General features: G+C 41.9%; 20 protein-coding genes. 9 read left to right on the top strand and 11 right to left on the bottom strand.

The window, feature by feature from the left end:
* Positions 1–485 precede the first annotated feature (485 nt).
* Positions 486–2,708 (top strand): NADP-dependent isocitrate dehydrogenase, encoded by a 2,223-nt coding sequence (locus tag FM038_RS13830; protein ID WP_142871073.1) that lies wholly within the window; start codon positions 486–488, stop codon positions 2,706–2,708.
* Positions 2,709–2,813: 105 nt separating this feature from the next.
* On the opposite strand, the gene cspD is transcribed toward FM038_RS13830, so the two are convergent.
* Positions 2,814–3,020, bottom strand: a complete 207-nt coding sequence (cspD, locus tag FM038_RS13825) for a cold shock domain-containing protein CspD (RefSeq protein ID WP_076413583.1) — start codon at positions 3,018–3,020, stop codon at positions 2,814–2,816.
* A gap of 245 nt (positions 3,021–3,265) precedes the next feature.
* Between cspD and clpS the strand changes: the two genes are divergently transcribed.
* Complete coding sequence (clpS, locus tag FM038_RS13820) at positions 3,266–3,574, top strand: ATP-dependent Clp protease adapter ClpS (protein ID WP_142871072.1); 309 nt, start codon at positions 3,266–3,268, stop codon at positions 3,572–3,574.
* A 38-nt stretch (positions 3,575–3,612) separates the two neighbouring features.
* The gene (gene clpA / locus FM038_RS13815; protein WP_195873039.1) at positions 3,613–5,871 is read left to right on the top strand and encodes an ATP-dependent Clp protease ATP-binding subunit ClpA; all 2,259 of its coding nucleotides are present in this window, start codon (positions 3,613–3,615) and stop codon (positions 5,869–5,871) included.
* Positions 5,872–5,975: 104 nt separating this feature from the next.
* Here clpA and infA read toward each other — a convergent pair whose 3' ends face one another.
* From infA to aat, 3 genes are all read right to left on the bottom strand, one after another.
* Positions 5,976–6,194 (bottom strand): translation initiation factor IF-1, encoded by a 219-nt coding sequence (gene infA, locus FM038_RS13810; protein WP_011865366.1) that lies wholly within the window; start codon positions 6,192–6,194, stop codon positions 5,976–5,978.
* A 138-nt stretch (positions 6,195–6,332) separates the two neighbouring features.
* Positions 6,333–7,046 (bottom strand): arginyltransferase, encoded by a 714-nt coding sequence (locus FM038_RS13805; protein ID WP_142871071.1) that lies wholly within the window; start codon positions 7,044–7,046, stop codon positions 6,333–6,335.
* Positions 7,036–7,746, bottom strand: coding sequence for a leucyl/phenylalanyl-tRNA--protein transferase (aat, locus tag FM038_RS13800; RefSeq protein ID WP_142871070.1), 711 nt, complete (start codon positions 7,744–7,746; stop codon positions 7,036–7,038). Before aat ends, FM038_RS13805 begins: the two co-directional genes overlap by 11 nt.
* A gap of 55 nt (positions 7,747–7,801) precedes the next feature.
* On the opposite strand from aat, the gene FM038_RS13795 reads away from it, so the two are divergent.
* Positions 7,802–8,278, top strand: a complete 477-nt coding sequence (locus FM038_RS13795; RefSeq protein ID WP_142871069.1) for an outer membrane lipoprotein — start codon at positions 7,802–7,804, stop codon at positions 8,276–8,278.
* Between the two features lie 75 nt (positions 8,279–8,353).
* Here FM038_RS13795 and FM038_RS13790 read toward each other — a convergent pair whose 3' ends face one another.
* Positions 8,354–8,725, bottom strand: a complete 372-nt coding sequence (locus tag FM038_RS13790; RefSeq protein WP_142871068.1) for a hypothetical protein — start codon at positions 8,723–8,725, stop codon at positions 8,354–8,356.
* 264 nt (positions 8,726–8,989) lie between these two features.
* Between FM038_RS13790 and FM038_RS13785 the strand changes: the two genes are divergently transcribed.
* A complete protein-coding gene (locus tag FM038_RS13785) occupies positions 8,990–9,742 on the top strand; it encodes a Nif3-like dinuclear metal center hexameric protein (RefSeq protein ID WP_142871067.1) in 753 nt (250 codons plus the stop codon).
* Between the two features lie 64 nt (positions 9,743–9,806).
* Here the strand turns inward: FM038_RS13785 and FM038_RS13780 are convergent, their stop codons facing one another.
* Positions 9,807–10,985 carry a serine hydrolase domain-containing protein gene (locus FM038_RS13780; RefSeq protein WP_195873038.1) on the bottom strand — a complete coding sequence of 393 codons (1,179 nt, stop codon included), beginning with the start codon at positions 10,983–10,985 and terminating at the stop codon, positions 9,807–9,809.
* Positions 10,986–11,259: 274 nt separating this feature from the next.
* Between FM038_RS13780 and FM038_RS13775 the strand changes: the two genes are divergently transcribed.
* Positions 11,260–11,904 carry a Type 1 glutamine amidotransferase-like domain-containing protein gene (locus FM038_RS13775; protein ID WP_142871065.1) on the top strand — a complete coding sequence of 215 codons (645 nt, stop codon included), beginning with the start codon at positions 11,260–11,262 and terminating at the stop codon, positions 11,902–11,904.
* An 81-nt stretch (positions 11,905–11,985) separates the two neighbouring features.
* Here the strand turns inward: FM038_RS13775 and FM038_RS13770 are convergent, their stop codons facing one another.
* The 4 genes from FM038_RS13770 to FM038_RS13755 all read right to left on the bottom strand — a co-directional run bounded on the left by FM038_RS13770 (position 11,986) and on the right by FM038_RS13755 (position 16,598).
* Positions 11,986–13,164 (bottom strand): cystathionine beta-lyase, encoded by a 1,179-nt coding sequence (locus FM038_RS13770; RefSeq protein ID WP_195873037.1) that lies wholly within the window; start codon positions 13,162–13,164, stop codon positions 11,986–11,988.
* Positions 13,165–13,294: 130 nt separating this feature from the next.
* Positions 13,295–15,541 carry a proteobacterial dedicated sortase system histidine kinase gene (pdsS, locus tag FM038_RS13765; RefSeq protein ID WP_142871117.1) on the bottom strand — a complete coding sequence of 749 codons (2,247 nt, stop codon included), beginning with the start codon at positions 15,539–15,541 and terminating at the stop codon, positions 13,295–13,297.
* A gap of 212 nt (positions 15,542–15,753) precedes the next feature.
* Positions 15,754–16,446: a proteobacterial dedicated sortase system response regulator gene (pdsR, locus tag FM038_RS13760; RefSeq protein ID WP_142871116.1), complete on the bottom strand. Its 693-nt coding sequence runs from the start codon at positions 16,444–16,446 to the stop codon at positions 15,754–15,756.
* Positions 16,447–16,460: 14 nt separating this feature from the next.
* On the bottom strand, positions 16,461–16,598 hold the full coding sequence (locus tag FM038_RS13755) for a hypothetical protein (protein ID WP_185965693.1): 138 nt from the start codon (positions 16,596–16,598) through the stop codon (positions 16,461–16,463).
* A 138-nt stretch (positions 16,599–16,736) separates the two neighbouring features.
* Between FM038_RS13755 and pdsO the strand changes: the two genes are divergently transcribed.
* The 3 genes from pdsO to FM038_RS13740 are packed head-to-tail and all read left to right on the top strand — an operon-like array spanning position 16,737 to position 20,237.
* Positions 16,737–17,474 (top strand): sortase-associated OmpA-like protein PdsO, encoded by a 738-nt coding sequence (gene pdsO / locus FM038_RS13750; RefSeq protein WP_142871064.1) that lies wholly within the window; start codon positions 16,737–16,739, stop codon positions 17,472–17,474.
* A 28-nt stretch (positions 17,475–17,502) separates the two neighbouring features.
* Positions 17,503–19,644: a marine proteobacterial sortase target protein gene (locus tag FM038_RS13745; RefSeq protein ID WP_142871063.1), complete on the top strand. Its 2,142-nt coding sequence runs from the start codon at positions 17,503–17,505 to the stop codon at positions 19,642–19,644.
* Positions 19,645–19,691: 47 nt separating this feature from the next.
* Positions 19,692–20,237, top strand: coding sequence for a class GN sortase (locus FM038_RS13740; protein WP_223292864.1), 546 nt, complete (start codon positions 19,692–19,694; stop codon positions 20,235–20,237).
* Positions 20,238–20,253: 16 nt separating this feature from the next.
* Here the strand turns inward: FM038_RS13740 and FM038_RS13735 are convergent, their stop codons facing one another.
* Positions 20,254–21,279, bottom strand: a complete 1,026-nt coding sequence (locus tag FM038_RS13735) for a GGDEF domain-containing protein (RefSeq protein WP_142871062.1) — start codon at positions 21,277–21,279, stop codon at positions 20,254–20,256.
* Between the last annotated feature and the right edge of the window lie 107 nt (positions 21,280–21,386).

The raw sequence follows: 21,386 nt of genomic DNA, 5'->3' as shown, positions 1-21,386 counted from the left end.
TTGTTTTTAATCACAGTGACTCCACGTACAGAGGGTTTCTCTGTTGTGCGCTTTGAAGCGTTTTTTTTTGACTGTTTTGGACTAGAAATATTATCACTCACTCTGGCTATCTTCTGGCATAGTATGACTTAATTCTGACATTGTACTTGGCATTCGCCCTTAGTGGAATTTGAATATTGGCGAGAATGTTTTATGATGTCCGCCATTAAAATGAGATCTGCATCAAGATGTCGTTAAGTTTTGAGAAGTTCAACGCTGGTGGTTAAGTGTTAAAAAAGGCTTAGAGTCTTGTGACTGAATGGGGATACCCCAGTTTCAAGTTTCTCCATAATTACTCTCTACCCACCTAGTAATGATTCAATCTGTCAGGTTTATTTAGTGGCAGGTTAAATAAGTATGTATAAAAAACTGCAGTTAAATAAAAAGCAGTATAAAAATTATAAGTAACTTAAATTCTTTATTATTACAATAATGTAGGACGGAAAATGACCGACAACTCATCAACAATTATTTATACTGAAACAGATGAAGCACCAGCATTAGCCACGTTATCTCTGTTGCCAATTATTCAGACGTTTACTAAAGCCGCTGGCATCAATGTTGAAACACGTGATATTTCATTATCAGGTCGAATTATTGCCGTTTTTCCAGAAAATCTAACCGCAGAGCAGAAGATCTCTGATGCACTCGCAGAGTTAGGTATTTTAGCCGGCAAGCCTGAAGCAAATATTATTAAACTACCCAATATCAGTGCTTCGGTTCCGCAGCTTAAAGCGTGTATCTTAGAGCTTCAACAAAAAGGATATGACATTCCATCATATCCTGATGAGCCGGCTAATGCCGTTGAAGAAGATATCAAAGTGCGTTTCGATAAGATAAAAGGTAGTGCCGTAAACCCTGTTCTACGGGAAGGTAATTCAGATCGCCGCGCACCAGGCTCTGTAAAAAAATACGCACAGAAGCACCCTCATTCAATGGGCGCTTGGGCTAAGGATTCTAAGACTCATGTTGCGCATATGAGTGAAGGCGACTTCTATGCCAGTGAGCAATCTGTCACCTTAGCTAATGAATCTCAAGTGAGTATCGTACTAACAACCAAAGGTGGTGACGAGCAAGTGCTTAAATCATCTTTGCCATTAAAATCCGGTGAAGTGATTGACGCTGCTGTGTTGAGCAAACAATCTCTGCTTGAGTTTTTTGAGCGTGAGATTCAAGGTGCTAAAGAGCAAGATGTATTATTGTCTCTACACCTTAAAGCCACCATGATGAAAGTTTCTGATCCCATTCTTTTTGGTCATGCAGTTAAGGTTTTTTACAAAGACTTATTCGCTAAGCATTCAGAACTGTTTGAGCAGCTGGGTGTCGATGTCAACAATGGTCTTGGTGATGTCTATGCTAAAATAGCGACGCTTCCAGAGTCACAAAAAGCTGAAGTTGAAGCCGATGTCGCGGCTATTTATTTGACTCGTCCTGAACTTGCTATGGTTGATTCAGATAAAGGTATCACCAACCTCCATGTGCCTAGTGATGTGATTATCGATGCCTCAATGCCTGCTGCAATTCGAACATCTGGCATGATGTGGGGGCCAGATGGTCAGCCTAAAGATACTAAGGCAATGATCCCAGATCGTTGTTATGCAGGCGTGTACCAGGAAACGATTAGTTTCTGTAAAGAACATGGTGCTTTTGACCCGACAACGATGGGCAGTGTGCCTAATGTTGGTTTGATGGCGCAAAAAGCCGAAGAGTACGGCAGTCATGACAAGACATTTGAAATTTCATCTGCCGGTACTGTTAAGGTGATTGACTCAAGCGGTACTGTATTGCTTTCACATGATGTTGAAGCGGGTGATATCTGGAGGATGTGTCAGGTTAAAGACGCGCCTATCCGTGACTGGGTTAAGCTTGCAGTAAATCGTTCTCGTTTGTCTGATACACCAGCTGTATTTTGGTTAGATGAGAAACGTGCCCATGATGCTGAAATTATTAAGAAAGTGAATCAGTACCTTCCAGAGCACGATACGAACGGTTTAGATATTCGTATCTTGTCCCCAATCGAAGCTACTCGTTTTACGCTGAAGCGTACTAAGGATGGTCTAAACACTATCTCGGTAACAGGTAACGTATTACGTGACTATTTAACCGATTTATTCCCAATTCTTGAGCTTGGTACCAGTGCTAAAATGCTGTCTATTGTGCCACTGATGAATGGTGGCGGACTGTTCGAGACGGGTGCAGGCGGAAGTGCGCCTAAGCACGTTCAACAGGTTGAGAAAGAAGGCCACTTGCGTTGGGACTCACTGGGTGAATTCTTAGCGTTAGCTGCTTCTCTTGAGCATTTAAGCCAAACCACTAACAACGCGAAAGCACAGGTTTTAGCGGATACGCTGGACTCTGCAATTGGGCAGTTCTTAGATCAAAATAAGTCGCCGTCTCGCCGTGTTGGTCAACTCGATAACCGTGGCAGCCATTTTTACTTGGCGATGTACTGGGCTCAAGCTGTTGCGAGTCAGACTCAAGATGCTGAACTTAAGGAAAGCTTTGCTGATTTAGCTGAAGCACTGACAAGTAATGAAACTAAGATTGTTGATGAGCTTAATTCTGCTCAAGGTCATGCGGCTGATCTCGGTGGCTATTATCGTTTAGATGCGGCTAAGGCTTCTGCTGAGATGCGTCCAAGCGCGACAATGAATGCGTTATTTGCTTAATTGATTTTAAATTAGCCTAAAGTACCAATACCTTAGGTGAGTTTAAAAATAAAGCAGAAATAAAAAAGGCAGGGAATCCCTGCCTTTTTTGATCGCACCAATCAATTAATTCGTTGGTGAAATTGCCGACGCGTGCATCCCTTTTGGACCTGCTTCTACTTCGAATTGAACCGGTTGGCCTGCTTTTAGAGTTCGATAGCCTTCCATTTCAATGGTAGAATAGTGTGCAAAAACATCTTCACCGCCAGCATCTGGGCAAATAAACCCGAATCCTTTGGCGTTGTTGAACCATTTAACAGTTCCGTTTGCCATACTTCCACTTCCTTCTGTTGTTTACTTACCAGTAAGATAGTAAAACTTAATGAGCGGGGGAATTCACCGCTTGCTGAACAGAATGAAAGCACTTTGATTGTATGTCAAGCGCAATTTAACATAAAGTCAACAATTCGGCAAAAGAGTTGTATCAATTAGTGTGTCAGGTGTGAGATGTTAAACTTAGTGACATCAATTTCTGTTATCGATTGGTACAAGCCATAACAAGAGGCTAATATTGAAACATGGGTAAAGTAGGAAATATTGAGCACGTTGAAGAACGTGTTGAGTCAGAGTTAATGCCACCTTCAATGTATAAGGTCATACTCAATAACGATGACTACACACCGATGGATTTTGTGATTGAGATCCTACAACTCTTTTTTAAGAAAAATGAACAAGAAGCCACTGATATTATGTTGGCTATTCACCATAAAGGTAAGGGAATATGCGGTATTTTTCCTTTTGGAATAGCAGAAACTAAAGTTGCACAAGTAAATCAATTTGCAAGACAAAACGAACATCCGTTACTGTGTTCATTAGAGAAAGCCTAAATCAGGTTTTTTGAAGTTGTATTTTTTAGGGGGTGCTTATGCTCAACAAAGATCTCGAAGTCACCTTAAACCTGGCATTTCAACAAGCCAGAGATGCACGTCATGAATACATGACGGTCGAACACCTATTGCTTGCCTTGATTGATAATCCTGCAGCTCAAGAAGCATTGCTAGCATGTGGCTCAAATCTAAATAAATTAAGGGAAGAAGTTGCCAGCTTTATTCAGCAAACCACACCTATTATTGCTGATCCCGAGGATGAAAGGGAAACTCAACCCACTTTAGGTTTTCAAAGAGTGCTCCAACGGGCCGTTTTTCACGTGCAATCTTCGGGTAGGAATGAAGTTACCGGCGCAAATGTGCTCGTGGCTATTTTTAGTGAACAAGAGTCTCAGGCCGTCTATCTATTAAGAAATGCCGAAGTCACTCGACTCGATGTGGTTAATTTTATTTCTCATGGCGTATCAAAAAACGAAAGCGATTCTGAGTCAAGCCAGGAGCGAATTGAAGATCACACCGAGGTCGAAGAAGAGAAAAGTAAGCTATCGCAATTTGCGGCGAATCTAAATGAACAAGCGCGACTAGGCAATATTGATCCGTTAATCGGACGAAGTGAAGAGATTGAACGTTCAATTCAAATCTTATGTCGTCGCAGAAAAAATAATCCACTGCTCGTGGGCGAGGCCGGTGTTGGTAAAACGGCTATTGCAGAAGGTTTGGCGTACAGAATTGTCAATGATGAAGTACCTGATGTGATGAATGATGTGACCGTTTACTCACTGGATCTTGGGGCATTACTTGCAGGTACAAAGTATCGTGGCGATTTCGAAAAACGTTTTAAAAGTCTTCTTAAAGAGCTAGAAATGGATGAGAAAGCCATACTGTTTATTGATGAAATCCACACAATTATAGGAGCAGGCGCTGCATCTGGGGGGGTGATGGATGCTTCGAATCTGCTCAAACCACTGCTTTCAGGCGGTAAGCTTAGGTGTATGGGTTCAACGACTTTTCAGGAATATCAGAGTATTTTCGAAAAGGATCGCGCTTTGGCTCGCCGTTTTCAAAAAATAGATGTCGATGAACCATCTGTTGCCGAAACGACCAAAATCCTTCGAGGTTTAAAGTCAAAGTATGAAGAACATCACGGTGTCCGCTATACCCTTGCGGCTTTGAGTGTTGCGGCTAAATTGTCAGATAAACATATTAACGATCGACACCTGCCTGATAAGGCCATTGATGTTATCGATGAAGCGGGTGCTCGTATGGCAATGCAGCCAGCGAGTAAGCGTAAAAAGACAATTGGTCAAACTGAGATTGAGTCAATAATCGCTAAAATTGCCAGAATACCTGAGAAGTCGGTATCAGCAACTGATAAGGATATGCTGAAAAACCTTGACCGTAACCTTAAGATGGTCGTGTTTGGTCAGGACAATGCGATTGAGAGCCTAAGCTCTGCGATTCGTTTGTCTCGTAGTGGTCTTACTGGTGAAGAGAAGCCTGTAGGCAGTTTCTTATTTGCGGGTCCTACTGGCGTAGGGAAAACTGAGGTGACCAGTCAATTGGCTAAATGTCTCGGGCTCAATCTGGCTCGGTTCGATATGTCAGAGTACATGGAAAGTCACACTGTTTCACGCTTGATCGGTGCGCCTCCGGGCTATGTTGGCTACGATCAAGGTGGCTTGCTTACCGATGCGGTGATCAAAAATCCTCATTGTGTCGTGTTACTCGATGAAATAGAGAAAGCGCATCCGGATGTCTATAACTTGCTACTTCAGGTGATGGATCACGGTACGTTGACAGATAATAACGGCAGAAAAGCAGACTTTAGACATGTGACACTTGTTATGACCACTAATGCTGGTGTTCAGGAGACGGTACGTAAATCTATAGGTTTTAAACAGCAAGATCACAGCTTAGATGCCTTATCTGAAATTAATAAGATTTTCTCACCTGAGTTCCGAAATCGCTTAGATGAAATTATTTGGTTTAATCATCTTGATATGACAGTGATCGCTAAGGTTGTCGATAAGTTCCTCGTAGAGCTCCAGGCGCAGCTCGATGATAAAGGTGTCACTATGCATGTTAGTGATGAAGCACGTACGCTATTGGCTGAGAAAGGCTACGATAAGACAATGGGTGCAAGACCTATGGCCAGAGTGGTGACTGAGTTGATCAAACGTCCTCTAGCGGACCAAATTCTATTTGGTGACTTAGAGAAGGGCGGTGAAGTCAATGTTGATAGTGTGGATGGAGATATAGTGATCACGACGCAAAGCTTGGAAAAGGTCACCAGTTAACCTTTTTTCCAACAATAAAAAAAGGCTGCATCTGCAGCCTTTTTTAATACGATTAACTAAAAAAACCGGCTCTGCCGGTTTTTGAAATTTTGTTCTAAGCTAACTTAGCGTGAACGGAAGACGATGCGACCTTTGCTCAAATCGTAAGGGGTCAGCTGAACTGTCACTTTATCGCCTGTTAAAATACGGATGTAGTTTTTACGCATTTTACCTGAGATATGTGCAATCACGACGTGACCGTTTTCTAGCTCTACACGAAACATTGTGTTCGGCAAGGTTTCAAGGATCGTGCCTTGCATCTCAATGTTGTCTTCTTTCGCCATTAATCAGTTATCCTGTTAGCCTTCAAATATTAAAAACGGGCGTATCATGCCGCAAATTCACCGTGCTGTAAAGAACAGGTTAACTTATCGGTCATAAATACTCCTTTAAAGTGATATTAGCACAATATAATAATTAAATTACGTGTCATCAGGCATTTGCAGCCAGCCATTACCAGTCAAAATTTGATATGGAGTATAGTCTCTTTTATAGTTCATCTTCCTGGATTCATCAATTTGGTAGCCAAGATACACAAAGCCTTTGCCCATTAATTTAGCTAATCGGCATTGGATTAAAATCGATAACGATCCTAAAGAGCGTTTGTGTTCGTCGGGCGCAAAAAAAGTATAGATGGCTGAGAGGCTGTTTGGCAAAATATCAGTCACTGCGACGCCAACGAGCTTTTTGTCGCTCCAAAGTTCAATAAAAATGGGATCGAGCCAAGCCGAGCCGATAAAATGTTGGTATTGCTCTCTTGAAGCAGGATACATAGGTCCATCATTATGTCGTTGGTTGATGTAGATTTCATACAAGGCATAGTGATATTCAGCTTGTTTGTCGACAATTTTCCATATTAAATCACGGTTATTCCTAAGTGTTCTCTTTTGTCTTCTCGATGGTGTGAACTCATCCGTTGGGATCCTGATTGGCAGACATGCACTACAGTGCGGACATTGAGGTTTATAAATGGTGCCACCACTGCGTCTAAAGCCTAATGCAAGCAGTTGTTCGAATAATGCCAGATCGACACTCTCTTCTTGAAGCACTAAAAGCTGCTCCAGTTGATTGTCAAGATAGCTACAGGGAAAGCTCTTGGTGATCCCGACTGAGACTTGCTGTGATTTAGAGCTCAAGGTGAACCTCTTGTGGTAACCAGGTTTCTTCTGATACTTCGCCTTGGCGGAAACGTTTGAGTAAATTGATAAAATCTTTTCTTTTTAATGCAATCGCACCCAAAGATGCTAGGTGAGGGTTCACCACTTGGGCATCAATAAGTTTAAAGCCTGATCTTAGCATATGTTGGTGCAGCGCTAACATCGCAGCTTTAGAGGCGTTAGTTTGGCAGTGAAACATAGACTCACCACAAAACACCTGACCAATAGCTAAGCCATAGAGGCCTCCAATAAGCTGATCTTTGTCCCATACTTCAACCGAGTGAGCCTTCCCTAGATGATGCAGTGCTTGATAGGCTTGCTGGATTTCAGTGGTGATCCAGGTGCCATCTTGAGAGGCCCGTGGTTGAGCGCAGCCCTTGATAACATCATCAAAAGCCTGATTGACGGTATAGGTCCAAGTTTGCTTCTTTAAAAACTTATTTAAACTTCGACTGACCTTCATGCTTCCAGGTACAAATACCGCTCTAGGATCGGGTGACCACCACAAGATAGGATCATCGAGATTAAACCAGGGGAATATCCCCTCGTAGTATGCGTTAAGCAAGCGCTCGGGTTGTAAGTCTCCGCCGATAGCCAGAAGACCGTTAGGGTCGGTGAGTGCTAGCTCAGGCTCTGGAAACTGCTCGAGTTGATGATTTAAATAGGACAGAGAGTTCACAATTGGGTAAAATTATCCTTATGGGACCTTATTACAATTTAGCGGAAATTTGATCATGTTGAAACCTAGTTTTGCTTTGTTACTTAGTTTATCTATTGCTTTAGCTGCTTCATTTCATGTTTCAGCAGCTTACGAAAGGAACCAAGCTGTTCCGGTAGAAAAAGTGATTTATGCTAGTGTGACTTCGGTCAGAAATATTACTGAAAAACAGCTCGTCGAAGATAGAAATACTGGCTGGAAGACTTTTGGTGGCGCTTTGCTTGGTGGAGTCATAGGCCATCAGTTTGGCGGCGGGAGCGGTCAAGATGTTGCAACTGTACTGGGGGCATTAATTGGAGCTGGTGTCGGTAATCGATACGGGGATAGCTCCTATTATCAAGAGCTTAGACTGGTCGAACTCATGGTCACACAAGAAGGTGGTGAGCAAGTCATGATCATTCAGGATCTTGATCCTGGAATGATATTTAACCCTGGTGATGAGGTTAGAGTCGTATATCTTCAGGGAAGTGTGAGAGTTGATATCGCAATGTAACTTATGTTTACTGACATATTAAAATAACAAGGAGCCATCGGCCCCTTATTGTTTTAGCCCACTTTCAGTAAAAGATTAGAAACCGCGAGGTAACTGACCTTTTCCTGCAAGCTTCTCACGCCATAATTCTTTTGGTGTTTTACCACCTTGAGAATTAGCCGTTTTAACTGCTTTAGTTGACGCTTTCTTCGCTGGAACTTTTTTAACTTCAGCTTTCGGTTTTGCTATTTTTGCAGCAGGCTGAGTTTTTGGTTTAGTCACTTCAGCAGAAGCTGTGCCGCCGTTTAATTCGGCAAGCATTGATTCTAATTCGCTAAAGCGTAATGACTTACCGCCATCGATTTTGTACCAGCTTCCTTTCTGTTCAATCGTTACAGCCGAACCTTGCTTTGATGCAAGGGCAGACTCTAAGGCGCTGATAACCTCTTCTTTGGTCAGTTTTGACATAGTAATAACCTATTTATTTTTTAATGTTTACTTGAAGGTTTGAAGTAATTTTATAGGTTAAATGACTAAAAAGTCCAATTTTAGCTGAAATAGGTATGTTTTTGCTGTTTTTTGCAGCTGTTTTCTAGATATCCTTTAATTAACTTGATTTTTATCAAGTTAATTAAAGGATATCGTGTGATCCATATTAACAAGGTAACGAGGTCTTGGAACCAAACCTGTGCATGCGTTACACTTGTGGTTCATTTTTTAAAGGGCGTCTCAATGACACGTACTGAGCTAGGTCGATACCTCTCCAAGTTTTTGCAAGTTTCTCAATTTAAAGATTATGCGCCGAATGGTTTGCAAGTAGAGGGTCGCGCTGAGATAAAGAAAATTGTTACCGGTGTATCCGCTAGCCAAGCTCTAATAGCTAAAGCGATCGAGCTTAATGCTGATGCGTTATTAGTCCATCATGGTTTTTTTTGGAAAGGTGAAGCTGAAGTTATCACTGGAATGAAACAGCGAAGAATTAAAGCCTTGTTAACTCATGATATTAATTTGTTTGGTTACCATTTGCCCCTAGATGCACATCCTATGCTTGGCAACAATGCCGAGCTTGGACGTAAATTGGATATCTCAGATGCGGAGGCCGTTGAAGGAGTGGCACAGGGATTAATCTGGCAAGGTCGCCTTGATACGCCAATGACGGCGCAAGATTTCTCCACTCACTTGGCAAAAGTACTTAATCGAGAGCCGTTGCATATTGGTGATGATAGCGCTGAAATTCAACGTATCGCCTGGTGTACAGGTGGTGCTCAGGATTACATCGATCATGCAGCAGACTTAGGTGTAGATGCTTTTATTAGTGGTGAAGTGTCTGAAAGGACTTACCACAGTGCTATTGAGTTAGGTATTCATTACTTTGCAGCTGGACACCATGCAACCGAAAGGTATGGTATTCAAGCGTTAGGAGAGCATCTAGCGAGAGAGTTTGATATTGAACACATCTTCGTGGATATTAACAACCCTGTCTAAAGTATGCATTAGATAATACTTGAGCTGCTGTGATGCAAAGCAGCTCAAGGGGTCGTTTACATCATTAACGAGCGGCAACTTGACTGGCTTTTTCCTTTGAGAGTTTAGCCTGCTGTTTAATCACATTATGCCAAAAATTGGCGCCTAACTTGGCCATCACTCGGGATTCGCCGTTGAGTAACATGGCCATACCAATATTGAGGCGTGGTGAATAAGCAACTTCTGCAACATAACCAGCAACCCAGCCAGCATGATAAACCAGCTCCTCACCTTCAAAATTATAGACTCTCCACCCTTTACCATAATGAGCATCGTCTAAGTATCTTTTCCACTCACGTCGGCGAAGCTCTTTGCTTGTTCGTACCCCTGGAGTCTTAATTTCTGCCAGTAATTGAGGACTGAGCACCTCAGGGTTATTGCCTAAATTGGCAATCAGCCATTTGGAGAGATCTTTGATACTGGCATTGACACCAGCGGCGGGTTCTACTTGGTAGTAATTAGGCTTTACCTTCACTTTTTTAAAGCCTGAACGGGTCTTTATATGCGGACTAGCTCGGTTTTTAGTGGCTAAAAAGTCATCCATGCCAATAGATGCTGTATCCATATGTAAAGGTTGGAAAATTCTTTGTTCAACAAGGTTTGAATAACTTTTTCCAGTTTGTTGCTCTATCACTGGCTGCATAAATGAAAAAGCAATATTTTGGTAGCTATAACAACTGCCTGGAGAGCACATTAACGTTAGCTTTGAAAATTTAGGAATGATTTTTTTCAGCTTGCCGTTGGCATTGAGGATATTATCGTAACTGTTCGGCATAAGCCCTGTGCTTTGGCCGATTAGGTGGCCTAAGTTAATTTCCCTGCTGGCTTTAGGATCGGCAAGGCTAAATTCAGGCATGTATTTTTGTAATGGTTCATCCCAGGAAAATTTATTTTCATGAACCAGCATGGTGGATAATGAACCTGCAAAGGTCTTAGATACTGACGCTAAGCGAAATACCGTATCAGTGTTTACATTTAAACTACCGCCTTTTTTACGTTTACCGAATGCGCCCATTTTGAGGATCTGGTCATTTTCAACAATGACAAATGCACCACCAGGGACGTTATTTTTTTTCAATTGGCTATGAAATTGCGATTTAAACGTATCGCTGATCCCTTGAAAATCTGAATTTGCATAGCTTGTAGTGGTAAACAGCAAGCTGACGAGGGGAAGGGAGATAATCGGAAAAAACCAGTTGGACATGACTTAAAAAACCCCAAACATAAAAATTTAAAAATAGACAAGATGATCCATTATGTTAACAACAAACATGACAAACAAAAAACACTCTAAGGATAATAATGAGAAATTATGCTGCTTTTGCTTGAAAAGTATACGCTCTTATAAACTAGTGTGATGCTATTTATGCATAAGCAGGTTTTTAATAGAAGAATGCAGTCAGGCTATTGAGGCATTATACCGATTGGTATTAGCATTAGATGACTAGTCTACACCCCATAAAAATAAGGAACTAGCTATGATGTTGGCATTCGTCAGTGATCCCAATACTGATAATGGAGTTGCTGCGATAAAATATGTGGTGGATTCACTGGGATCATGCTTGAAGCACATTGGCCATATCGCCTCACAGCCAGACCCAGGCAGAGGTTACTATGTCTCTACTCAGCAAATGTACAGTAGGTTAGGTGGTAGGCTCAATTGCTACTTAGAGTTGGAAGACGGTTTCAATGAAGCCAGCCTAAAGCAGTTATTAGCTTGCGATGTGATTCATTTATCCGGAGGTGATACTTATCGTTTCCTCAAGTGGCTTAGGTATCGTGGGTTACTTCCTGTCCTTCGTCAATATGTGACAGAGGGTGGCGCACTGATTGGTGTCAGTGCGGGCGCTATGATAATGACTCCGTCTGTCGAGACGGCAAGTTTATGTGGTGATATAAACAGAGTGGGCTTACAGGTGCTATCCGGTTTATCTGCGGTGCCGTTTCACTTTGTTCCCCATGTTTCTTATACGCAAACGCCTGCAATTATCGAACAAGAACTGCGAGCATTAAGTAAGGGCATATCACAAGTGTATTTTTGTTCTGATAACGATAGTTTAGTGATTGATAACGGTAACGTGATTGAAATGGGAGAGCCATTTCGTTGGCAAGAGGGTGAGTGACTTTTTACTGAAATTACTTAGGAAATGGATTTGATTAAGGATAAAAAAACCGCTGGTTAGGCGGCTTTAATAGAAACGCTGTTAGCGTTTTAATTCGGCATTGAAACGCTCAAATCCAGCCTCAAGATCGGCAATCAGATCATCTGGGTTTTCTAAGCCAACATGCAATCTTATCAGTGGCTTACTGCTATCCCATTGGGTTGCTGTTCGCAATTTGTCGATTCCAAATACACCTAAAATAAGACTTTCAAATCCGCCCCATGAAAAGCCCATTTTAAAGTACTGCATATTTTCAACTAATGCGGTGACAGATTTGAGATCTCCTTGCTTAAGGACAAATGAAAATAAGCCATTTGAAGCACTAAAATCTCGTTTGAAAAATTCATGACCTGGACATGATTCGAAGGCTGGATGCCTTAGGTGATCAACTTCCGGACGGGTTTGCAGCCAGTTAGCAACTTTAAGCGCATTTTGCTCATGCTGTTGCATACGAATACCAAGGGTTCTGAGACCTCGGTTGGCTAGATAGACGTCATCAGGAGAGGTACATTGACCCATAAGATAGCTATTTTCTCTGAGTTGATCCCAATGTGCTTCATTTGAAGTCGCCGTGCCCATCATGACATCAGAGTGGCCAACAATATATTTAGTGGCAGCCTGAATCGAAATGTCTACACCCATATCAAAAGGACGAGAGTTTATTGGGGATGCCCAGGTATTATCTAACATCACTATCATGTCATGCTGATGGGCAATTTTACTCAAGGTGGGTACATCTTGAATTTCCATGGTTACTGAGCCTGGGGACTCTAGAAACAACACTTTAGTATTGGGTTTGATTAGCTCTGCTATGCCTTCACCAATCATAGGGTCGTAATAGGTGGTTTCAATGCCAAAACCTGCGAGTAACTTATTACACAGATCTCTGGTTGGCTCATAAGCATTGTCTACCATGAGTAAATGGTCGCCAGCTTTTAAAAATGATAGAAGTGCACCACTGATGGCGGCTGAACCTGATGGATAAAGTGCGGTACCGAAGCCACCTTCTAGTTCTGCTATAGCCGCTTGAAAAGCAAAGTGAGTTGGACCGCCACGTCTACCGTAAAACATCTCGCCTTTAGCGCGATTTTTAGTGGCGAACCGCATCTCTTCCATGGTGTCAAATACCATGGTCGATGCACGAAATACTGGCGGGTTAATCACGCCTTTGGTCCACTTCTTATCTCGTCCAACAGTAATGATTTTAGTTTCATTTTTCATAAGGCACACATCCACAAGCAAGTTGCTGATAAAACGTTTAGCCATCTTAACATCTAAATGGCTAAAAAAAAGTGTCAGTTCAGTTTACTACTATCTATTTTATAAGATAACTATTGCTGTTCTATCGTATTTATTTGTCTTTGATATAGGGGAGTGACACGATTATTTCCACTCCAGATAGCGCTAATTCTTGGCTAGAAGGTTTATTTTCGACGGTGAGGTTACGTGCTTTAATCGTCCCCTCATGAAAGTCTGTAATAAGACGTGCAATATAAAGTCCTAGACCTAAGTGCGGTTTATCTTGTGCTTTTTGTTGACGCACTGAGACCATGGATTCGAATATCTGCTCAGCCATTTTATCAGGAAGTATCGGGCCGAAGTTGGAGACCACTAATTCAGCTTGTCTATGTTTCATCTCTAGCGTGACAGTAATTGGCGTACCTTCATTACTAAACTCCATTGCATTGGCAATCAATTTATCCATCAGTTGCGCGATATATTCAGGCACGCCAGTCATTGTTAACGGCTCATCGGTAATGGAGACCACAAACTGTTTTTCAGGGTAGGTGAGCTGATAGCCTTGCATACAGCCGGAAATGACCTTAGATAGCGGGAAAATATCGTTCTCAGCATTAGAGAGGCTCTCTTCTAATCGTGTGGCTTCACTCATATTGTTCAGGATCATATTGAGTCGGCTAACACCTTCTTCGGCGCGATCAACGTATTTACGCGTGTCAGGGTCTAAGTGTTGCAGGCTTAAATGCTCGAGTGAAGATCTCACCACTGCAACAGGGGTTCTGAGTTCATGGGATAAACGTGATGACATATTTTCTAGGTAATGTGTGTATTGCCCTAAGCGACTGACAATGCTTGAAAAACTACGAGACAGATCGCCGATTTCATCGCGGACTTCTGAACCTAAAATCGTCTTACGAATTCGTCCTTGGCTATCGATAGCCTCCTCAGCTTCGTCTCTTAACTTTCTGATCCGGCTAGAGATACTGGACGCAAAGAAGAACAGGGACAATGTTCCCATACTCATGATGGTGAGTATGACATTAAAGAGTTTCTCTAATGCTTTATTACGTAATGTGCGGATCCCGTGAGTTGTCTCTTCGGCAATCACGACGCCCATCACTTTATCATCAATCCAAATAGGGCTAGCAGCTGCAAGTATCACCGCTTTATTATCGGGAGTGAGGCGCCAGGTTGAGCCTTGTTTACCGGACAATGCATTTTTAATATGACTGCCTTCTAGTACCGTAGAATCTTGTAACGAGTCAATAAAGTCTTTAGGTGGAGTGGTTAAAATTTTGTAGTAAAATCGATGTAAATAATCACGTTTAAAGCGTGCCCAAAATGAATCATCGGGTTTATCTTGGACTGTACGTGTCCATACACTGTTACTGGTGCGGATATCTCCGGATTTGGCTAATACCCTACCATGTTTATCAACCACCCAGATCCTTGAGCTGTTATGACTCATCCCTTTGATGATACTTTCGATTTCTGGGGAAGGAACCAGAACCGTGCCTAAATTTTCAACATCATCGATAGCAGATGTACCAACAATGGCATCGAGGCGACGAGTCTTCTTATCGTTAACATCATAGATAGCGAAGCCTAGTTTACTGCCTACCATCTCTAAGGGCAGTCTAATCTCGACATTGTAGCCTGTCTCTGTTTTGAGCCATTTACCCTGGATTTTTAATTCAGGTGTAACAGGCATTCTCTTTTGAGGATCTGCAGGGAGCTCATAGGAGCTGACCCAGCCATCTTTTTGAGTGGCTATGATATAGCGTTTGAATTTTCCATCGGGCGCTAGAGTCGCAATAGCCAGATGATCATTGACGTCGATTTTTAAGCTGTTGCTGCCACGATAGATGACGCTAGGATCGGTGACTTCAAAAAATGCATACAGATATCCACCGTATTTACCTACCATATGATTAAAGCTGATATTTAACGGTGCTTGTACATCATGTTTGAAGATCTGATGGCCGTGACCGTAATTAATACTGCGATGGCGGTAAAGGGCCCAGTCATTCAGTTTACCATCTAATTGAATTGGACCAGCTAACTGGTAAGCATAGAGATCTCGCCCTTGCTCGACTTGTGTTAAAAAGCTTGCCTGTATATCGAAAAGGTTGGGGCGTTCATGAAGTGCTGTTGCTAATGCTTGTGTGGTTCCTTCGAGGGTTTTTTCTTGACCGTATCTAAGATATTTTTCCATTTCCCACACATATTGATACCCAAGCCAAGGTAAACACAGTAAAAATAGTGACAAGATACCGACTTTTGATCTTAGCCCGATTGGAGGGTGGAATGTTAAAACCCGTTCTTTAAGCCCTGAAAAGTGCTTGAAGAGTGTGCTCATCAAAGTGATTAAAATAGGGGGAGTCACGTGCTTTAGCTTAACTTTTAGTTTTAGCCAAATATTTAGCGCGCTATTTCTAGCCTTACTTGCAATAAGAAAAGCATACATTGAGCTTTTAGCTTTGACCTCTAATATGTGGTTTAACAAATGTAATACTCGTCGATTGTAGCGAATGATAACCCACAGGTACCTAGGTTGTATTCTTGGTTTTATTAGCCCTGAGGATCCCAGCGGTATCCCATGCCATAGACTGTATCTATACAATCAAAATTAGCATCTAACGCCTGAAACTTTTTCCGGATCCGCTTAACATGAGAAGTAATAGTACTGTCATCAACGAAAATTTTAGCCTCTTGCATTAACTCCTGCCTATTTCGTACATGCCCGGGGCGTTTAGCCAATGCATGAACCATCCAGAATTCAGTGACTGTTAGTTCAATTGCGGTTTTACTCCAATAAACTTGCATTCGATTAACATCAATAACCAGCTGATCTCTCTCTAATAAACTCTCTTCGTCGCTTTCAGTGCCTTGAAGATCTGAACGACGAAACAAGGCAGCTAATCTTGCGATAAGGTGAGGGAAGCTAACATCTTTACTCAAGTAATCATCCGCACCTAACCTGAGCCCACAAACGGTATCAAAATCACTGTCTCTGGCAGTTAAAAAAATAATGGGCAAGTTACTCGACATGGCTCTTAATGATTGGCAAAGGGTAAATCCGCCGTCAATTTCATCTCCGAGGCCTATATCAATAATGGCTAAGTCAGGTAGACGGGTTGAAAAGGCTTGCATTGCCATAGGGCGATTCGCATAGGCTTGCACGCTATAACCTTGCTGTTGCAATACTTCTTTATAGTTTTCGCGAATGGCGACTTCATCTTCGACGATGGCAATGCGTTTCATGCTCATTACTTTCCTTAATCTATTATTGAATTTGAGTCATTCAATAATACTGCGGCTGAAGTTAAACCGCCGTGTAACTCTATTTGAGTGTGACTATACAGTAAAATAAGCTGGCGAGTATCTTGGATCTGCAATTGCCATTTTGTTGCCACAATTGATACCTGTAATGCCACTTTTTGTCCCCGTCAAAGTCATCTAAATTGGTTTTAATCTTCATATCGAATCGAAGCGAGGATTTCCACTCGCTGAGGAAACAGATATTTCACGTTAATGACATTAGGGATATAGAAATGAAGAAACAATTAATTACCGTGCTAGTGATGAGTTCATTAACTTTCTCATCTATGAGCGATGCAGCAGAAATAGAGAGTCAGCGTGAGCATCATGAAGAACTCATTGGCGTTAGTTCTGGCATTGTTCTTGGTGCTGTTGTTGCTGGTCCTGTCGGGGCAATTATTGGTGCCTTTACTGGCGCTATTATTGGTAAGTCAGTTGGCGATGAGACAGAACTGAAATCACAGCAAGCAAAGCTCAGTGAGCAGCAAATGCAGATAACTAAATTGAATGATGATAATCAGTCTCTTGCATTAATATCAAACCAGTATGAATCAGCAAAATATGAACTTGAAGAACTCAAGCTTGTTAGGCAACAGAAGCTGTCTGAATTAGAACTCGGACTTAATATTCAGTTTAAGACTGGTTCATCCCAGCTTGAAACACACTTTCAACCTCAACTAGATGAATTAGCAAGTGCATTGCTCATGTCTAATGATCTGAGACTTGATTTAACCGGCTATGCCGATAGAAGGGGAAACTCCATCTATAACCAAGCATTGTCAGAGCAAAGGGTTGCCGAAGTTAAAAACTACTTAGTGAGTCAGGGTATAGAAGAGCAAAGGCTAGATTTTAGAGCCTATGGTGCGAGTGCGCCGATCACCTCAGAGCAAAGTTTTGAAAATGACTTCTTCGATCGAAGAGTCACAATCAAGTTTGTTACTGAAGATTCAGCCGTTGCTTCAAATCAATAATCAGTTTTCATGGTAAAGGAATATTGATATGAGAACGGTTTTACTTAAAAAAACAACCTCAGATCTCCCCTTTAGGGGGGGGCTTAATCTAATACGCTTTTTCTGGTTATTCTGCCTTGTCTGTTGGGCCAACGTCAGCCTTGCGTTTTCCAGCATGGAGATAACGCAAGGAAGCTTAGTGTATCAACTGCATGGTGAAAACCAGCAGCATCTGGCTTTGCCATTAGAGACACAAGTAGATATGAAAATTTCTGGTTGGGTTAACAGGGTCACAGTCAAACAGACATTTATGAACAATACAGATTCATGGATTAATGGTAATTACTTGTTTCCGTTGCCTAATGAGGCTGCAGTTGATCATATGAAGCTGTTAGTGGGCTCAAGAGTGATAGAGGGACAGGTACAGGAGCGAGGAGTGGCAAAGCAACGCTTTGAACACGCCAAAGCGACCGGAAAACGTGCCAGTTTAGTTGAACAAGTTCGGCCTAATATTTTTACTACTTCAGTAGCAAATTTAGGACCGAATGAAAGTTTAGTTGTAGAGATAAGTTATCAAGAGCTTGTGAGTTATGAACAAGGAGAATTTAGCCTAAGGTTTCCAATGTTAGTGAATCCTAGGTACAGACCTACAAAGCAAAAGACTGAAGATGAAGCCAGTAAATTTTCAACAAGCTCGCAAATTAATCATTTTCTCGCGTCTCAGTTTTCCTCGACTTCAACAGAGGAGGCTACGCCCAGAGTGAGCATCAATATAGATTTAGACGCAGGTTCAGAGATAAGCGAGATAGCCAGTGACTTTCATGATATTGATACACAGCCATTAACCAATACTCATTATCAGATCCAATTGCTGAATGATACGGCTGCGAATAGAGACTTTGTATTGAAATGGAAACCCGTTTCAGGAAGTGAGCCTATTGCTGCGGTTTATGCTCAGGAAGGACAAACTCATACCACTACAACCAGCTCAACAATAAATAGCGATTACGCGCTGTTGATGTTGATCCCACCTGAGCTTGGGGATAACAAAAATATTATTGCCAGAGAGCTGATATTGGTTATCGACACTTCGGGCTCTATGTCAGGTGCAGCGATTGTTCAAGCTAAAAAAGCCATGGGTTTCGCCCTTGCGGGCCTAAAAAGCGAAGATACTTTTAATATCATAGCGTTTAACTCCTATGTGAATGTGCTATCTGCAGAGTCGTTACCTGCAACTGCGCGTAATATCGGTAGAGCGAATCAATTTATTCGAAAATTAACTGCCGATGGGGGAACTGAAATGATACCCGCGTTAGACAGGGCATTAACCGCTAATCGTCAGCCCGATAGTGATATTGAAACGACACGGCTGAAGCAAGTGTTGTTTATGACAGACGGGGCTGTGACAAATGAGAAAGAGTTATTTTCTTTTATTAAAGAGCATGTAGGTGAAGCGAGGTTGTTTACTATCGGTATTGGCTCAGCGCCTAATTCTCATTTTATGCAAAGAGCAGCAGAAGTGGGCAGAGGAACATTTACTTATATCGGTAAATTAGATGAAGTTCAGCAAAAAATTGAAGCGCTAATGTATAAAATTGAACGTCCTCAGGTGACCGGTGTAGAGCTTCATTATTTAGATGGTACGATCCCCGATCACTGGCCTGCAAGGATCCCTGATTTATATGCTAATGAACCTTTGCTGGTGGCGATAAAGTTAACGCCGAAGTTGTACCGTAATTCAGCATCAGAGGTGTTGGTCTCTGGCATGATAAATAATCAATATTGGCATACTAACTTGCCTTTGGATCAGCGGAAGAAAGCGGCAGGATTAGATCTCGTTTGGGCTAGAAAACAGATAGCAGCCTTGGAGATGAGCAAAGATGGCGTCAACAATGCCAGAATAAAAAAACAGATAACGGCATTGGCACTTAACTATCACTTAGTTAGCCGACATACCAGCTTGATAGCTGTAGATATGACTCCAGTAAAGCATCCGGCAGTGCTTTCTAATCATGTAAATGTTGTGCAAGCGAGTCCCTTTGACTGGCAAACCTCAGTGGGCTACTTACCTCAAACAGGTGGAGAAAGTCGACTTCTTATCATTATTGGCATGCTGTTACTTGGTTTGGCATTGGCTTATCTTGCTAGTTTTAGCATTGAGAGGAGAGAAGGATTAGAAATATTAAACTAAGAGTCAACGCTCGTTTCGGCCTTGTTGGCATTATTTTCATATTAGGGGTGATATTTTTGGCTAAGGGTTCTTATATGCAAGCAAAAGCGTATTTTGCACAATATCTTATTCATCAAGCCTGGCAACAAACGCTGTTAGATAACCAGCCACATAAGCCCTGGAGTTGGGCTGATACATACCCTGTCGCTAAGTTGACCTTAATGAAAAAAGGTCAATATAAACAGAAAGATGGTAGATCGCTTTATGTGTTGTCAGGTACTTCGGGTAGAAATCTTGCTTTTGGACCTACTCGTGTTAAGGGGGGGGGATTGGACTTCCCCCAAGGTAACCGGGTTATTGCCGGGCACAATGATACGCACTTCTCAGTGTTAAACGGAATAGAAAGCGGCCGTATAATAAAGTTTGAAGATGCAAACAATAGGGTGCGTTTTTATCAGGTATCGTCAACCCACATTGTGCACGAAACAGATACCTATGTGCTTGAATCAAATCTTACCGATCAATTAACTTTGATCACCTGTTATCCTTTTAACTCGCTTACACCCAGAAGTGAGTTTAGGTTAGTCGTGAGTGCGCTACCTTTATCTGTTTGAAGCCAAGTGAGTCATGCTAGCCGGGTATCGGCATGACTCTATTTCTGCCTAATCGCTTAGCTTGATAGAGTAACTTATCGGCAATTTCGATGATCTCGGTACTTTTGAGGTTCTTGTTCCATTGAGCAACACCAAAAGATGCGGTGATTTTATTGATACGGACATCTTTTCGTCTGTCTTTAAGTGAGACCTTTTCTAAGCCTCGACGCATAGCTTCGGCTAAATGACGGGCTGAACTTAGTTGGCTATTAGGAACGAGTACGGCAAACTCTTCACCGCCATAGCGGTATAGTTTAGCGCCATCACGGCAAGCCTCTTGCAGTCGTTTAGCAACTGCTTTTAAGACTTGATCACCGAGAAGGTGTCCGTAATTGTCATTAAATGCTTTGAAATGGTCGATATCTATCAATATTAGACAAAGTCCGTCAGGTGACTGACTCAGTGTGCCTTTAAGATCATTATCAAATGCACGGCGATTAAAAATACTGGTTAACGCATCATATAATACGATTTGTTCTGATTTTTCCAGCTGACGCTTTAATGCTTCAATTTCTTGTTGTGCTTTACTCAATTGACCAGTGAAGTATTGTGTACTTGAGCGGATCTCATCTGATTCTTTAACTAAACCTCTGACCACACCGAGTACTTTTTCAAGGCTGACACCTTCTTCTTCAATACGATTTAGTTTATCGAAATTACTGTCTATGCGTCGCTGAAATTGAGTGACATCAAGATTGGTATCTTTTAATGAGTGTGCTAATTCTGTTGCCATAGCTTCAAGGTTCTGGCGCATGTCTAACACATCGACTTCAACGGGATCAGATACAAATTCACGATACAACAACTCTGAATTAGTGGGTGGACACGTTTTATGTTGCTCGATGATAGTGTCAAGCCTGAGGTTTAACTCAGGCATTTGTTCCGAAACATAGGTGTACCAGAGTGCATAGTTCGTTGGGGTGGTAGGGATCTGGTGCTTTAACATTAACGGCACCGCTTTCTTTAAATTACGGGCGGCCAGTTGCATCATTTCTTTAGACATAAAGCTCCCTGAGATGAGCGATTAATATCATTTGGTTATGGAATCATAGTTAATGATCCCAATTGAGATCAATCAAATGATATAAAAGAGCCAACAATGAGGTTCAT

Origin of the sequence: Shewanella eurypsychrophilus (assembly GCF_007004545.3) — a bacterium.
Classification (GTDB): Bacteria; Pseudomonadota; Gammaproteobacteria; order Enterobacterales; family Shewanellaceae; genus Shewanella; species Shewanella eurypsychrophilus.
This window is presented reverse-complemented; position numbering and strand designations above follow the sequence as displayed.

What these genes read in the sequence shown, in the direction of transcription:
- FM038_RS13770 (WP_195873037.1), bottom strand. Translation starts at nt 13,164, where the DNA reads ATGAAAAATGAAACTAAAATCATTACTGTTGGACGAGATAAGAAGTGG.
- FM038_RS13735 (WP_142871062.1), bottom strand. Translation starts at nt 21,279, where the DNA reads ATGTCTAAAGAAATGATGCAACTGGCCGCCCGTAATTTAAAGAAAGCG.
- pdsO (WP_142871064.1), top strand. Translation starts at nt 16,737, where the DNA reads ATGAAGAAACAATTAATTACCGTGCTAGTGATGAGTTCATTAACTTTC.
- FM038_RS13775 (WP_142871065.1), top strand. Translation starts at nt 11,260, where the DNA reads ATGATGTTGGCATTCGTCAGTGATCCCAATACTGATAATGGAGTTGCT.
- FM038_RS13790 (WP_142871068.1), bottom strand. Translation starts at nt 8,725, where the DNA reads ATGTCAAAACTGACCAAAGAAGAGGTTATCAGCGCCTTAGAGTCTGCC.
- clpS (WP_142871072.1), top strand. Translation starts at nt 3,266, where the DNA reads ATGGGTAAAGTAGGAAATATTGAGCACGTTGAAGAACGTGTTGAGTCA.
- cspD (WP_076413583.1), bottom strand. Translation starts at nt 3,020, where the DNA reads ATGGCAAACGGAACTGTTAAATGGTTCAACAACGCCAAAGGATTCGGG.
- FM038_RS13830 (WP_142871073.1), top strand. Translation starts at nt 486, where the DNA reads ATGACCGACAACTCATCAACAATTATTTATACTGAAACAGATGAAGCA.
- FM038_RS13785 (WP_142871067.1), top strand. Translation starts at nt 8,990, where the DNA reads ATGACACGTACTGAGCTAGGTCGATACCTCTCCAAGTTTTTGCAAGTT.
- clpA (WP_195873039.1), top strand. Translation starts at nt 3,613, where the DNA reads ATGCTCAACAAAGATCTCGAAGTCACCTTAAACCTGGCATTTCAACAA.
- pdsS (WP_142871117.1), bottom strand. Translation starts at nt 15,541, where the DNA reads ATGAGCACACTCTTCAAGCACTTTTCAGGGCTTAAAGAACGGGTTTTA.
- pdsR (WP_142871116.1), bottom strand. Translation starts at nt 16,446, where the DNA reads ATGAAACGCATTGCCATCGTCGAAGATGAAGTCGCCATTCGCGAAAAC.
- infA (WP_011865366.1), bottom strand. Translation starts at nt 6,194, where the DNA reads ATGGCGAAAGAAGACAACATTGAGATGCAAGGCACGATCCTTGAAACC.
- FM038_RS13780 (WP_195873038.1), bottom strand. Translation starts at nt 10,985, where the DNA reads ATGTCCAACTGGTTTTTTCCGATTATCTCCCTTCCCCTCGTCAGCTTG.
- FM038_RS13795 (WP_142871069.1), top strand. Translation starts at nt 7,802, where the DNA reads ATGTTGAAACCTAGTTTTGCTTTGTTACTTAGTTTATCTATTGCTTTA.
- FM038_RS13745 (WP_142871063.1), top strand. Translation starts at nt 17,503, where the DNA reads ATGAGAACGGTTTTACTTAAAAAAACAACCTCAGATCTCCCCTTTAGG.